We start from the raw sequence: 14855 nt of genomic DNA on the forward strand, positions 1-14855 counted from the left end.
AGAAGGTGAGAAAATGTCAGTAAGATTTTTCTATGGTACGGCGAGTGCTCATCATGATGAAGTATTAATTGAAGAAGCTAAGAAATGGTTAGGAGAAAATAAGCATCACCGTGTGTTTTATTTAGTACCCAACCATGTTAAGTTTGAAACAGAAGTGAATGTATTGGCTCAAATGCGTCATGAAACGAATGAAGAGACCGTGGGAACTATGTCGCTCCAAGTCTTTAGTCTCTCTCGTTTAGCCTGGTATTTTTTACAAAATACTCAGTATTATCAGTCAAATAGTTTAAGTAAAACAGGTAAACATATGGTGTTAAAGACCATTTTGACAGAAGAAATGGAAGAACTGACGGTATACCGAGGAGAAGTTCATCAGACAGGTTTTGTGGAGCAAATATCGGCTTTTATTGATGAGTTAACACAAGCTAATTTACAGGCGGATGATTTATCAATCATTAAAGATCGTTTGAATAAGAATCAAGTAGACTTACAATTGAAATTACACGATATTCAACGTATTTATCGAAGATATCAAGAGTATTTGTTAGAAAATAAAATTGAAGAAAATCTTTTATTATCAAACTTATCAGAATTTTTAACAACAAAAGACTTGTCTGAAACGTTGTTTATTGTATCAGGTTTTACGCGCTTTACTTCTCAAGAACAACAGTTGATTCAAACGTTGATGAAGTCAGCGGGTAAAATTTGGTTTGATTTGGTGCTTAATCAAGCAGCTGTAGACAAGATGCCAGAACCTCATTCTCTTTTTTATGATAGTGGGAAGTTGTATCATCAACTCTATCATTTGGCAAGGCAAGCCAATATTCCTGTTGAATTTGATAAAATAATTACAAATCAACGCAATCAAGATTTAGCGTTAATTGATGATTTTTGGGTTCAAAGTCAACAATCATATGGTAAACCCGTAAAAAGACAATTAACATCGCCTGATAGTTTACATATTTGGAAGGCTGAAAATCCTCAGGCTGAAGTAGAACATATTGGTCGAGAGATTAGACGACTAGTCGCTGAAGAAGGGATTCGTTATAAAGATATTGAAATACTTTATCGTGATGAGACCAATTATAGTCCTCGTTTTTCTCCAGTATTCAATGCATTAGATATTCCTTTTTATTTTGATGAATCACAAACCATGAAGCATCATCCGTTGGTTGAATTGTTAGATTCTTTATTTGCCATTGATCAACGTTATTTTCGTTATCAAGATATTATGCGTTTCTTAAGAACTGAATTATTTTTGCCAAATGGGAACTCGTTTGAAACGTTGGATAAATGGTTAGCAGAACGTTTATCATATCGTGAGTCGATTGATGTGACAGAAAACGTCATGTTGGCTTACGGTTACGAAGGCAGTCATTGGACAAGAGAAGAAGATTGGCATTATATCAATTATCTCAATGAAGAAGGACAAGAGGAGACGCGTGATCAAACAATTGAACGTGTGTCGAATGACGTCAGACGCCACGTACGAGAAACACTTGTGCCATTTTATGAGGAATTAAATCAAGCGTCATTGGGTAAAGATGCTGCTGTATGTTTGTATCAATTTTTGGTAGCAATTGGCGTAGAGCAACAAATGCTTGTTTGGCGTGATTATTATTTATCCCAAGGCAAGCTAGAGGAAGCTAAAATTCATGAACAAAGTTGGCAAGCTTTTATTCATTTGCTTGAGGAATATGTCGAGATTCTTGGTGACCGACCATTTGATAAGGAAGAATTTGTTTCGTTATTAATGTTTGGGCTTGAAGATTTTGAATATGGTAAGGTACCAACGACACTTGATCAAGTCAAAATATCTGTTTTAGATAAAGTCCATGCTAAAAAGAATAAAGTAACGTTTATTATTGGTGCAACCGACCAAGTATTACCAGCAAAATTAGAAAATACTACAATGTTATCTGATGATGAACGTTTATTAATTGGGGAACAATTATCTGAAGAACAGTTTTTATTACCAAGTAATAGTCAAAACATTTCAAAAGAACCGTTTGTTGCTTATTTGGCGTTCTTATCGACAGAAGAACGTTTGTATCTAACCTATCCATTGTCAGGGGAGAAGGGCACAGTCGGCAAAGTATCACCTTATGTCGCTCGCCTATCGCAAGGTCTAGATATTGAACCAATTGAGAAAGGCTTAATGCCGGCGAGTGAATTGTTTAGCTTGGATTATATTGGGACTGATGAAACCTTCATTGAAATGTCTGTTCGTTTGCACCGGCAGGCCTTGGATTTAAACACGTCACTTGCCTCAGGTTGGCGTCAACTACACGAACATTTATTAAAAAATGGTGCACCAGCTATAACTAATCGCTATCGTAATGTGATGAAAAGTCTAACACATCGTAATATTCCGCAAGAACTTAAACCTGTTACAGTTGACGCATTATACGGTGATACGTTGTACGGTTCGGTCTCACGAATTGAAAAGTTCTATCAATGCGAGTATAAATATTTTATGACTTACGGCTTGCGCTTGAAAGAGCGAGAAGTGTTTGACTTGACCCCTGCTACCGCAGGCGAATTATTCCATGAAGCATTAGATCTGATTTTTAAAGCATTAATTCTTCAGAAAAAGACACTTTCTGAATTGACGGAAGCTGAAATACTTGTTATATCTGAGTCTGTTCTTTCTCAATTGTTTGATGAACGAAAATATATGATTTTGTCTGCTTCAAGTCGTATGCATTATATAAAATATCAGTTGAGTCAAACGATTAAACGAGTGACTTGGGCGTTAAAACGTCAAAGTATGCGCACTGGCATGAGTATTTTTAAGACAGAAGTATTATTTGGTGAAATAGCCAAAGAAAAAGGTTACAAAAGTTTAACAGTTGATTTAGATGATCAAAAGCAAATGAAAATTAGTGGAAAAATTGACCGCTTGGACCGTTTTGTGGATCATAAAACAGGTCAAACCTATTTAAGTGTTGTCGATTATAAATCAAGTGAACATCGTTTTAACTTTGAAGATGCGTATGTGGGCTTAGCGATGCAAATGATTACGTATCTAGATGTAGCGTTACAAAATGCTGTTTCACTAGTTGGTCAAGAAGAAGTCAAGCCAGGTGGGGCATTTTATCTTCATATCCAAAACCCACGTCTAAAATCACCAATAAAAGTAGATGAGTTGGATGAAAAAATGCTAACAGAGTTCAAATACAAAGGCTTGATTTTAGAAGACGAAGCGTTACTCGATGGTTTGGATTTGAGTTTAGAACCAATGACAAGTTCGGCTGTTTATGATATTAAGCAGAAAAAAAATGGTCAATTATCGTCAGCACAAACATTGGAACAAGAAGAATTTCAAGCGTTAATTAAGCATAATAAGACACTTTTCAAAGAGGCTGGCGATAAAATATATGCAGGGAAAGTAGACTTAAATCCTGCCTATCGTAAAAAAATAAGAATAGCATGTGGTCATTGCCCGTTTAGAAGTGTCTGTCAATTTGACCCAATGCTTAAAGAAAATAATTATCGTCGTTTAGAAACAATGAAAAAAGATGAAGTTATTCAACGACTAAAAATTGATCAGGAGGAGGCAGAATAATGACCCAATCTCATTTACCGACAAGACCACCGGAAAGTCATTTCACGGTAGGCCAGTGGCAGTCTATCTATGATGGTGGTAGTAACTTATTAGTATCTGCCTCAGCAGGTTCAGGTAAAACAACCGTTCTTGTACAACGAGTAATTGAAAAAATCAAAGCAGGTTTAAACATTGATGAACTATTAATCGTGACTTATACGGAAGCTGCAGCGAAAGAAATGAAAGAACGACTAATAGGAGCGGTTCAAAAAGCAATCAATGACGAAAATAATAGTATCGAGTTACAACAACATTTATTGAATCAATTATCAAAAATTCCCACAGCTCCAGTAAGTACATTACATGCCTTTTGTCTGAAAGTCATTCGCAAATACTATTATCTGCTAGAAATAGACCCGGTGTTTCGTCTATTAACAGATGAAACAGAAGTCATGTTACTTAAAGAAGAGGTCTGGGAAACACTTAGAGAAACATTATACGAACAAGAAGCAGAATGGTTTTATCCTTTAACCGAAAATTTTTCAGGGGATCGTAACGATGAAGGATTAACTCGTATGATCTTTTCAATGTATGAGTTCTCACGAGCTAATCCCAACCCTGATCAGTGGTTGGATCATTTAGAAATTTTATATGAAACAACCGATAATTTAGGAGATTTACCTATTTATCAATCTTATTTGAAGCCAGTCATCATAAAAGAGCTAACAGAAGCGCTAAATCGTGGACGTGAGGCGGTAGCTAGTATTGAGGGCGAACCGCAATTAGAAAAACCTTTAGCGATATTACGAGAAGAAACGCTATGGATTGAACAGTTATATGAATTGTTTTTGGCGAATCAATTGGAAGATGTTTATCACTTACTTCAAGGAATCAAGTATAAAACATATAGTGGACCTAGAGGAAAAGAAGTTGATCCATTAATAAAGGAAGCCTTTGAAGGGACAAAAGCCTACCGTAATCAAAACAAAGAGTGGGTAGTCAATTTAACAAAAGGCCTATTTGCAACCGATCCTAAAGAGCAGTTGCAAATATTAGCAAAGTCTCAACTTTACGTTCATCATTTAGCACAGATTACGAAACAATTTGCCAAAAAATATAAACAAAGAAAAGAAGAAAAGAACACCCTAGATTTTAATGACTTAGAACATTTGACGTTACAAATATTGACCACATCAGAGGACAGTAAGCCAACCGCTTCTGTGGCGAGTCAGTATTATCGTGAACAGTTTAAAGAGGTATTGGTAGATGAATATCAAGACATTAATCAGTTACAAGAAACTATTTTATTTTGGTTACGATCTGATAATGATGAGGCTGGTAATTTCTTTATGGTGGGTGATGTTAAACAATCCATTTACTCATTCAGGTTAGCGGATCCAACGTTATTTATAAAAAAATATACAGACTATGCTACCGAAAAAGGTGGAAGACGTATTATTTTAGCTGAAAACTTTCGTTCACGTGGTGATGTTTTATCGTTTACGAATTTTATTTTCAGACAAATAATGAATGAATCAGTAGGTCAGCTTGCGTACGACGAAGAAGCTCGTCTGATCCATGGCTTTACAGGATTTCCAGAAGCAGATAATTATCAAACAGAAATTTTGATTTATGAAAATGGTGCGAGTAAGGACGAAGAAAATGCATTTGAAGAAGGCGAAAAAGAAGAACTAGATGAAGCGGATGACTTTACCATTGATGATAAAACAGAGGGTGAAGTAAGACTGATAGGTCAAAAAATTCATGAACTTAAAACGAATGGCTTTCAAGTGTATAACAAAAAAGAGAAAAAAATGCGACCACTCGAGTTTCGTGATATTGTCATTTTAACGCCTACTAAGAAAAATAACTTGGTCTTATTGGACTTATTCAAGGAATTAGGGATTCCGTTACATGTCAATGACACACAAAATTACTTCCAAGCAACTGAAGTTAAAATTATGTTAGCTTTATTGACGATTATTGATAATCCACATCAAGATATTCCGTTAGCATCCGTTTTACGTTCACCGGTTGTAGGACTGAAGGAAAATGATCTAGCACTAATTAGAACCACAGTCCCTAGTGGCGATTATTATCATGCGGTGCAGACGATTGTTAGAGATGACACGTTGCGTATTGATCAAACATTACGTGAGCAGTTGATTCGCTTTGAAGAATATTTAGTTAAGTGGCGTGAATCGGCGCGTCGTGTGAAATTAGTAGACTTAATTTGGATGGTTTATCAAGATACAGGTTTATTAAATTATGTTGCAGGACTACCATCAGGCAAACAGCGACAAGCCAATTTGCATGCTTTATACGATCGTGCCATGAAATATGAACATTCAAGTTTTAAAGGACTTTTTCAGTTCATTCGATTTATTGAAAAAATGCAACAAAAAGATAAAGACTTAGCAGAACCAAATGCCGTCGGAGAAGAAGAGGATGCGGTAAGAGTCATGACCATTCATGCCTCTAAAGGTTTAGAATTTCCAGTGGTCTTCATTATGGATTTAAATCGTCAATTTAATATGATGGATTTAAGAAATCGTTATGTTTTTGATGAAAAGCTAGGAATTGGTGTTAAGTATTTAGATAATATGACACGTCTTGAAAGTGTGACGTTGCCTTATCATGTTATTAGTCAGGAAAAGCGTAAAAAATTATTAGCTGAAGAGATGCGTAAACTATATGTTGGGCTAACGAGGGCAGAAGAAAAGCTTTTCTTAGTTGGGTCGTATGAATCAAAAGAAAAAGCATGGAAGAAGTGGACAATGTCTGCTGATAATTCGCAGGAGACTATTAACGATACGTTACGCCTACAGGCTAAATCGTTATTCGATTGGATTGGGATGAGCTTAGTTAGACATGAATCAATGAAAGAAGATGTCGCGTCGTTAGTAGATGACGTTCAGACGTTATTTACAGAGAACGATACGACATTCTCACTTTCTTTTTATCAGATGAAAGATTTAGTTGGACTTAACGATGAAAGAGTAGTGGCTGAGGAAATAACAGATATTCCAGAAGTTAAAACAGATACAGCGTTAGTAACGCAAGCTATTGAGCGTCTAGGTTATCGTTATACTTTCGATGCGGCTGTCAAAACAGCTAGCTATCAATCGGTTTCTGAAATTAAGCGTGTCTTTACTGATCCAGATGACAAACAATTACTGCCGCTTGATTATATTAATACTATGACGGCAGGAGCTAATCGCTATGTACAAAGTGAGTTTGCTAAACCATCGTTCATCCAAAGTGCTAAACAAGTCAGCTATGCTCAAATCGGCACAGCAACACATTTGGTCTTGCAGTCGATTGACTTAAAAAATGATATAACCGAAAGGTCGATTGAGGATGTCATAGAAACGTTACTTAACAATCAAGCAATAGAACCTGAAGTGGCTAAACGAATTAACCGTAAACAGTTACTAGCTTTCTTTACAACACCCTTTGGCCAATTTATCAGACAACATGCAGAACAAACTTACCGAGAACAACCATTTTCAATGTTACTGCCTGCTAAAGAAATATACGAAGGCTTCCCGCTAGATAATGAAGATCGGGTGTTAATTCATGGGATTATTGACGGCTATATTGAAACTGAGACCGAGCTTATTCTATTTGATTTCAAAACAGATTATGTGGATGTCAAAAATAAACAAGCTGCCATTGAAAAAATAAAGAAGAACTACAAAGGTCAGTTACACTTATACAAACAAGCGCTAGAGGCAGAAAAAAAACGACCTGTAACGGCCGTTCAGCTTGTATTATTAGCTACCCAAGATATTATTGAGTTAGATTAAAAAAAAGCTATGACAAAATATTGCCATTACTCTTTAAAAATTAGTAACGTGGATGGTAGGATTTGAACCTACACCTTAGAGAGAACTGGGAAGAACTCTCATAAGTAAAACACCTCGTTCACCCACTATTTAAGTTTAATATCATGTTAATAAAGAATGCTTAAACTGATATTAAAATAATTCTAAGAATTGCTTAAGAAAATTCAAAAAAATATTTTACAGAATCTGTAAACACAAGTATAATTAAACAGAACGTTTTTTGCGTTACAACTAAAAATTTGGAAAGCGAAGTGAAATTATGGGGCGTAAATGGGCAAATATTGTCGCTAAGAAAACGGCTAAAGACGCTAATAACAGTCGTATCTATGCTAAATTCGGAATTGAAATCTATGCAGCAGCAAAATCAGGTGATCCAGACCCGCATTCAAACCAAAAGCTACGTTTCGTTATTGAACGCGCAAAAACTTATAATGTACCAAAACATATTATCGACCGAGCGATTGATAAAGCAAAAGGCTCAGGTGATGAAAACTATCAAGAGTTACGTTACGAAGGATTCGGTCCAAACGGTTCTATGGTAATCGTAGACACGTTAACTAATAATGTTAATCGTACAGCCTCAGATGTACGTGCTGCCTTTGGTAAAAATGGTGGTAACATGGGGGTTTCTGGAGCAGTTGCTTATATGTTTGATAATACAGCACTTTTTGGTTTTGCAGGAGAAGACGCTGATGAAATCTTAGAATACTTAATGGAAAAAGATATCGACGTTCGCGACGTTATCGAAGAAGATGGACAAATTATCGTTTACGGTGAAGTAACAGACTTCCATGGTATTCAAGAAGCTTTAAAAGAAAAAGGAATTGAAGAATTTTCTATTGCCGAAATTCAAATGATCGCTCAAAATGATGTAACATTAGACGGCGATGATTTAGTACAATTTGAAAAAATGATTGATGCATTAGAAGATTTAGAAGATGTACAAAATGTGTTTCATAATGTTGATTTAGATTAAACCATTAAAGAATCGCCACGTGCGGTTCTTTTTTATTTATCCTAAATAAGTTAAAAAAATTCAAAAAATGAACAGTTAATGATAGAATTAATATGACGCGAATTGTAAAATTAAGCTAGAAAAATAAAAAGGCATTTATGGTACACTCAAATTGTATTTCCGACGAAAGAAAACAAAGGAGAGTAAACCATAAATGACCTATAAACATCTTACCATAGACGAACTAACAATGATAGAATCCTATTATCTTCAAGATAATAAACCGGTTGAAATTGCTAATCGAATGGGACGTGCTGTACAAACTATTTATAATGTGGTCAATAAGTTAAAGCAAGGCATGACAGTTCTTGATTATTGGCATCAATATAAAGAAAACAAGAAAAAATGTGGTAGAAAAGTCATTCAATTACCTACTCATGAAGTAGATGATATTAAAGAGAAAGTCGCTCTTGGTTGGACGCCTGACGTCATTATTGGGCGACAAGAAAGCCCTATTTCATGCAGTATGAGAACACTTTATCGTTTATTTTCTAAAGGAATATTTGATGTTGGGGCTTTACCTATGAAAGGCAAAAGAAAACCCAATGGCCATCAGGATAAACGGGGAAAACAACAGTTCAAGCGTTCAATCCATGCTCGACTTGATAATTATCCTGATTTCAATTCTGAGTTTGGTCACCTTGAAGGTGATACGATTGTTGGCGTTTATCATAAAAGTGCCGTTATTACGTTAGTTGAAAGATTATCTAAAGTAATTATCACGATTAAACCCAACGGCCGTAAGGCATCAGATATTGAAACGGCCCTTAACCAATGGTTTTCTCGCTTTCCTAAAAACTTCTTTAAATCCATTACGTTTGACTGTGGAAAAGAATTTTCTAACTGGAAAGCTGTCAGTAATCAACATGATATTGATATTTATTTTGCAGACCCTGGAACGCCTTCTCAACGCCCATTAAACGAGAATTCCAACGGGATTCTACGCCGTAATGGACTACCAAAATCAATGGATTTTAGAGAAATCGATCAAATATTTATTTCAAGCATCAGCAATCAACGCAACCATATTCCAAGAAAATCATTGAATTACAAAACACCTATCGAAATATTTTTGAGCTATGTACAAGAAGCATTTTATTCTAACTTAATTTGACAAATCATATGATATAAAAAGGGAGGAGCACTTATATGAGATGGAGATGGTTGAATATAGTTCTGTGGTCGATACTGTTAACTGCATGTACGAGTGCTGATTTATCCCAAAGTGATTTACAGACCAATCACATACTAACAAAAGAAAACAATGAAGTGAATTTAACGAATGAACATAAAACTTTATTAAATAGCATACAGGGTAGTTATACAGACTTTTATAATCAACAACACATAACAATCATGGAGAGTATGGAAGTTTATGAAGTCATACATAACGGAAAGAAAGAATTTGTTGCTCAACTTATCTCGAAAGATAATGAGTTATGGGAACTAAAGTCAAAGAAAAAATCACTAGGATTTATAAAAAAAACGGATGATGGTATTTTGTTTGGCGATAATCCTGATAAAATGATAACCTTACATAAATTTGATTTTAACCAAAAGAAAATCTCAGGTATTGATTTTTCAAAATTTGAATCCTTTATTGGTGATTATCATTGTTCGATTGAAGATATTTCATTGTCATTAGGAATCACTACGAATAATAGGGTGGGGATGTCCATTAAAAAAAGCGACTTAGAACAATTTTTTATATGCGATGACTTAAATTTATCTAATGATACTAATCAACTCTTCTTCGATATTACATATAATAATCAGCCACTTAAATTTAGGATAGCGAAAATAAGCAATCAATCGCTGTTGTTGGATGGAGAAGGGAAGTATAAAAAACAATTAATTTTAAAAAGAGTGTCTTAATTTCGTAACTTATCTTTTATAAGGAATTATTAAGAATAGTTGTAAAAAATGCGCGTAATCATGATATGTGTTATTATACTTATGTTTCAATAAATAATATACAATGGGTGATTAAATGACTATTAAACCTAAAGCGCTGAAAGCTATACATACAGCAACGATTAGTGCAGGAGGCGTCGCAGCTGTGCCGATTCCTTTTTCTGATGCAGCTTTGTTAGTGCCTATCCAGATGGCGATGATAAGTGGTATTTATAAAGCATATGGCTTAACATTTACTGATGGTATAAAAGAAGGGGTAACACAAGCAACTCTTGCTTCGACAATTGGGAAAATGTTAGTGGGTAATGCTTTTAAGTTTATTCCAGGAATAGGCTCTGTAGCAGGTGGTGTCTTAAATGTGACAGTTGCGGCAACTATTACTAGAATGATTGGTATGCGCGTGGCTAAAGCACTAGATTCAGGAGAATTACAAAGTAATAACGACTTGCTAGAGTTAATTGCGACTGTTTCAACTGTTTTAAAGAAGAAATAGCTAATGCTAATAATGAATAACAACATCTCCTAATCTGATTAGGGGATTTTTTATTTATTACACACAGCAACGGTTCTGATGCTAAGAAAATTTAAGATAGTAAGTTGAATCTTTAGTATTCTTGTCTGTTTTATAATAAAATAACACTATCATGTAATACTTAATCGTTAGGAGGCGTTTATATGTTATGGTCACTAGTTGTAGGAGCATTGATTGGAGCTATTGCAGGATCTATTACTAAAAAAAGTGGTTCGATGAATTTAATTACGAAAACAATTGCTGGATTATTAGGTTCGGTCATTGGTCAGTCGTTGTTAGGAGCAAGAGGTCCTCATTTAGCTGGAATGGCAATTATTCCTTCTGTTATCGGAGCTATTATCTTAATTTTAGGAGTATCTTATTTTAGAAGAAATCGTTAATAATAACAGATTTTTGATACTTATTTTTATACAAAACACCAAAATTATTCTAACAATTTTGGTGTTTTTCCTTTATAATTTATGTTGGAAAGGTTGTGGGAATATGAATAATAATGATTTTAATGATGTCGTGTTAGGTAGGAATTCTATTAGAAGATATGATGCAACAGTTAAAATTTCAAAAGAAGAAATGGATACTATTTTAACGAAAGCGACAAAAGCACCTTCTGCTGTAAATTTACAACCATGGAGAATGGTAGTAGTTTCTTCTGAAGAAGGAAAAAATCGTTTACGTCCATTTGTTGGTTCGAATGTATTACAAAATGATACATCATCAGCTATGATAGTGATTTTTGGCGATTTGAAGTGTTATGAATACGCTGAAGAAATTTACAATGAAGCAGTAGCCTCAGGTAAAATGCCAGAAGAAGTCAAAGAAAAACAATTATCTTTTATCGTGCCGATGTATCAAGGTATGTCTACAAGCAAAATGAAAGATACGGTAAATATCGATGCCAGTTTAATGGCGATGCAATTAATGTTAATTGCAAGATCGCACGGTTATGATACAAACGCCATCGGAGGCTATAAAAAAGAAGGATTAGCAGAAGCATTTGAGTTAGATGCTAGTCGCTATTTACCAGTATTAATTATCTCAATCGGAAAAGCTGATGAAGCAGGCTATGAATCGGTGAGATTATCAACGGATACAGTAGTTAAATATGTTTAATCAAAAACACCTTGCTCATAAAAAGCAAGGTGTTTTAAATTATTCATTGATTGTTGCGTTAATGAATGCTTTGAATAGAGATTGAGGTCTATTTGGACGGGAAATTAATTCTGGATGGAACTGACTAGCCACAAAGAATGGATGATCAGTAATTTCGACAATTTCAACTAAACGTCCATCAGGAGATAATCCTGAGAAGGCCATCCCGTTTGCTTCGAATTGTTCACGGTAATCATTATTAAATTCATAACGATGACGATGACGTTCAGACACTTCTTTCTGTTTATTATAAGCCTCAAAAGTTTTTGTTCCTTCTTGAAGTACACATGGATATAAGCCTAGGCGTAAAGTACCACCTAAGTCTTCAACGCTTTCTTGATCTTTCATTAGGTCGATAATATTGTGTGGGGTATCAGGTTGTATTTCAGCAGAATTTGCACCTTCAAGACCAATAACATTGCGTGCGAACTCGACACAAGCCATTTGCATACCTAAGCAAATACCTAAGAAAGGCACATTGTTTTCACGGGCAAAACGAATCGCTTCAATTTTACCTTCAATGCCACGTTCACCAAATCCACCGGGAACTAAAATACCTTGAGCATCTTTTAAAATATCTGCAACATTTTCACGTGTAATGTCTTCTGATTGAATCCAATCGATTTCAATATCGGTATTGTAAGCAAAACCAGCATGTTTAAGTGCTTCTGCTACTGATAAATAGGCATCATGTAATTCAACATATTTACCGACTAGAGCAATTCTTACTTTATTTTGTAAGTTTAATACACGTTGCTCTAAGGCGTGCCAATCTGTCATGTCAGCTTGAGGTGTATCTAATCCTAGATGGTCACAAACATATTGATCCATTCCTTGTTTTTGTAGATTTAACGGAATAGAATACAATGTTTCAACGTCAAGAGACTCGATAACTGCTTCAGATGGCACATCACAGAAAAGCGCTAATTTATCTTTAATATCTTGAGATACTTCATGTTCTGTTCTAACTACTAATAAATTAGGTTGAATACCTAGTGAACGTAATTCTTTTACACTATGTTGAGTAGGTTTTGTTTTCATCTCACCGCTAGCATTCAAGTATGGAATAAGTGTTGTATGGATGTACATCACGTTATCTGCTCCCATGTCGGCTTTCATTTGACGTAAGGCTTCTAAGTATGGTAATGATTCGATGTCTCCAACAGTTCCTCCAACCTCGGTAATGATCACGTCTGAGTCGGTATGTTTTGCAGCACTCATTAATTTGTTTTTGATTTCGTTTGTAATATGTGGCACAACCTGTACAGTGGCTCCTAGATATTCACCACGACGTTCTTTACGGATGACTTCTGAATAAACTTTTCCTGTTGTTACGTTTGAATATTTGTTTAAGTTGATATCGATAAAACGTTCATAATGTCCTAAGTCTAAATCAGTTTCTGCCCCATCGTCGGTTACAAATACTTCACCATGTTGATATGGACTCATTGTCCCAGGGTCAACATTGATGTATGGATCGAATTTTTGAATTGTAACATTTAGGCCACGATTTTTTAATAAACGTCCTAAAGATGCAGCAACAATCCCTTTACCGATTGAAGAAACAACCCCACCTGTTACGAAAATATACTTTGTCATAATAATAACTCCCTTTCTTAGAACACCTTTATTTTACAGGAAACAACACTCAAAATATGTTAACTAAAAATAAAAAAGTCCCTATTCCAGTAAAGAAATAGGGAGCGATTAATCTACATAATTGCATCTCAAAATTTTGAGGTGCCCATAAAAAATAGTACATAAAAAGAAAGAAAGTGTCAAGAAAAAATGTAAGATATTTGAAAGTTTTACAAATATACTGAAAGAATAAAATGTGTTAAGATAATAAACATGTAGAATAAAGGAGAGAATTGATGTGTCTTTAAAAGTATTTTTAGAGTTAGTAGAAATAAAAGCCAAAACAGCGAGTGTGTTGCCATTTTTAATTGGATTATGTTTTAGTTGGTATAATTATGGCTCATTGAATATTGGTTATGTCATTATTTATTTCATTGCGATGTTTATTTTTAACATGGCAGTAGATATGCTGGATAATTATAATGATTATCATAAAGCAACAGATGTTCATGATTACAAAGAAAAAACTAATATTATTGGTCGTGAGAATTTAGATGATAAATTAGTTTTAAAATGGATGACGGTAATGATTGTTGTATCAGCGATTATGGGGATTATGTTAGCAACTAAAGTTGGATGGCCATTATTATGGATGGGCATGTTTTGTTATTTTGTTGGTATTTTTTATTCGTCAGGTCCTAAACCATTATCTAGTTTGCCATTAGGCGAAGTCTTTTCAGGGTTTACTATGGGATTCATGATATCTTTAATTTGTGTTTACTTAAATACATACGAAACATTCACTTGGAATTGGGCAACTATTGGCGCGATTGCCATTATTTCATTACCAAATACATTGTGGATTGCTAATTTAATGCTTGCTAATAACTTGTGCGATTTAGATGAAGATGAAAAGAATAATCGTTTCACGTTGGTTCATTATATAAAACGTGACGGAGCAAAGAAGTTATTTGTTACGTTAAATATTCTTGCCTTTTTAGCCATTATTGTTGCCGTGTTAATGGGGGTTGCACCATGGACAATGTTGTTAACATTAGCGATAGTACCTTTTGTTGTGAAAGAAACGAAAAAATTAATGGCGGTTCAAATTAAGTCACAAACGTTTATATGTGCAGTAAAAATTTTAGCTATTGGTTCGTTCGTTCAAGTAGTAACATTTGCTGTGGGCATGTTTAATTAGTCACTAGAAATACTTGCCATAATTGGTGAGTATTTTTTTATTAAAATAACAACAAGATGGCTTTTAGGTCA

The 14855-nt window shown here is 34.7% G+C and carries 10 protein-coding genes; 9 read left to right on the top strand and 1 reads right to left on the bottom strand.

What is annotated here, in order from left to right:
- Positions 1–13 precede the first annotated feature (13 nt).
- From E4Z98_RS04070 to E4Z98_RS04105, 8 genes are all read left to right on the top strand, one after another.
- Positions 14–3568 (top strand): PD-(D/E)XK nuclease family protein, encoded by a 3555-nt coding sequence (locus E4Z98_RS04070; RefSeq protein ID WP_135253597.1) that lies wholly within the window; start codon positions 14–16, stop codon positions 3566–3568.
- Positions 3568–7356 carry a helicase-exonuclease AddAB subunit AddA gene (gene addA, locus E4Z98_RS04075; RefSeq protein WP_135253596.1) on the top strand — a complete coding sequence of 1263 codons (3789 nt, stop codon included), beginning with the start codon at positions 3568–3570 and terminating at the stop codon, positions 7354–7356. The genes E4Z98_RS04070 and addA overlap by 1 nt, the downstream gene beginning before the upstream one ends.
- Before the next feature lie 298 nt (positions 7357–7654).
- On the top strand, positions 7655–8371 hold the full coding sequence (locus E4Z98_RS04080; protein ID WP_135253595.1) for a YebC/PmpR family DNA-binding transcriptional regulator: 717 nt from the start codon (positions 7655–7657) through the stop codon (positions 8369–8371).
- A gap of 193 nt (positions 8372–8564) precedes the next feature.
- Positions 8565–9524 carry an IS30 family transposase gene (locus E4Z98_RS04085; RefSeq protein ID WP_135961171.1) on the top strand — a complete coding sequence of 320 codons (960 nt, stop codon included), beginning with the start codon at positions 8565–8567 and terminating at the stop codon, positions 9522–9524.
- A 35-nt stretch (positions 9525–9559) separates the two neighbouring features.
- Entirely contained in the window at positions 9560–10285 is a 726-nt protein-coding gene (locus E4Z98_RS04090) for a hypothetical protein (protein WP_135254866.1), read from the top strand.
- Positions 10286–10400: 115 nt separating this feature from the next.
- The gene (locus tag E4Z98_RS04095; protein WP_135254865.1) at positions 10401–10817 is read left to right on the top strand and encodes a DUF697 domain-containing protein; all 417 of its coding nucleotides are present in this window, start codon (positions 10401–10403) and stop codon (positions 10815–10817) included.
- A 182-nt stretch (positions 10818–10999) separates the two neighbouring features.
- Positions 11000–11236, top strand: a complete 237-nt coding sequence (locus E4Z98_RS04100) for a GlsB/YeaQ/YmgE family stress response membrane protein (RefSeq protein ID WP_135254864.1) — start codon at positions 11000–11002, stop codon at positions 11234–11236.
- 103 nt (positions 11237–11339) lie between these two features.
- On the top strand, positions 11340–11966 hold the full coding sequence (locus E4Z98_RS04105; RefSeq protein WP_135254863.1) for a nitroreductase family protein: 627 nt from the start codon (positions 11340–11342) through the stop codon (positions 11964–11966).
- 39 nt (positions 11967–12005) lie between these two features.
- Here the strand turns inward: E4Z98_RS04105 and E4Z98_RS04110 are convergent, their stop codons facing one another.
- Positions 12006–13604, bottom strand: coding sequence for a CTP synthase (locus E4Z98_RS04110; RefSeq protein ID WP_135254862.1), 1599 nt, complete (start codon positions 13602–13604; stop codon positions 12006–12008).
- Between the two features lie 277 nt (positions 13605–13881).
- On the opposite strand from E4Z98_RS04110, the gene E4Z98_RS04115 reads away from it, so the two are divergent.
- A complete protein-coding gene (locus E4Z98_RS04115; protein WP_135254861.1) occupies positions 13882–14784 on the top strand; it encodes a prenyltransferase in 903 nt (300 codons plus the stop codon).
- Positions 14785–14855: the final 71 nt, after the last annotated feature.

Source organism: Vagococcus xieshaowenii (genome assembly GCF_004792515.1).
Classification (GTDB): Bacteria; Bacillota; Bacilli; order Lactobacillales; family Vagococcaceae; genus Vagococcus_A; species Vagococcus_A xieshaowenii.

Coding starts and splice junctions, on each gene's coding strand:
- E4Z98_RS04070 (WP_135253597.1), top strand. CDS start 14: ATGTCAGTAAGATTTTTCTATGGTACGGCGAGTGCTCATCATGATGAA.
- addA (WP_135253596.1), top strand. CDS start 3,568: ATGACCCAATCTCATTTACCGACAAGACCACCGGAAAGTCATTTCACG.
- E4Z98_RS04080 (WP_135253595.1), top strand. CDS start 7,655: ATGGGGCGTAAATGGGCAAATATTGTCGCTAAGAAAACGGCTAAAGAC.
- E4Z98_RS04085 (WP_135961171.1), top strand. CDS start 8,565: ATGACCTATAAACATCTTACCATAGACGAACTAACAATGATAGAATCC.
- E4Z98_RS04090 (WP_135254866.1), top strand. CDS start 9,560: ATGAGATGGAGATGGTTGAATATAGTTCTGTGGTCGATACTGTTAACT.
- E4Z98_RS04095 (WP_135254865.1), top strand. CDS start 10,401: ATGACTATTAAACCTAAAGCGCTGAAAGCTATACATACAGCAACGATT.
- E4Z98_RS04100 (WP_135254864.1), top strand. CDS start 11,000: ATGTTATGGTCACTAGTTGTAGGAGCATTGATTGGAGCTATTGCAGGA.
- E4Z98_RS04105 (WP_135254863.1), top strand. CDS start 11,340: ATGAATAATAATGATTTTAATGATGTCGTGTTAGGTAGGAATTCTATT.
- E4Z98_RS04110 (WP_135254862.1), bottom strand. CDS start 13,604: ATGACAAAGTATATTTTCGTAACAGGTGGGGTTGTTTCTTCAATCGGT.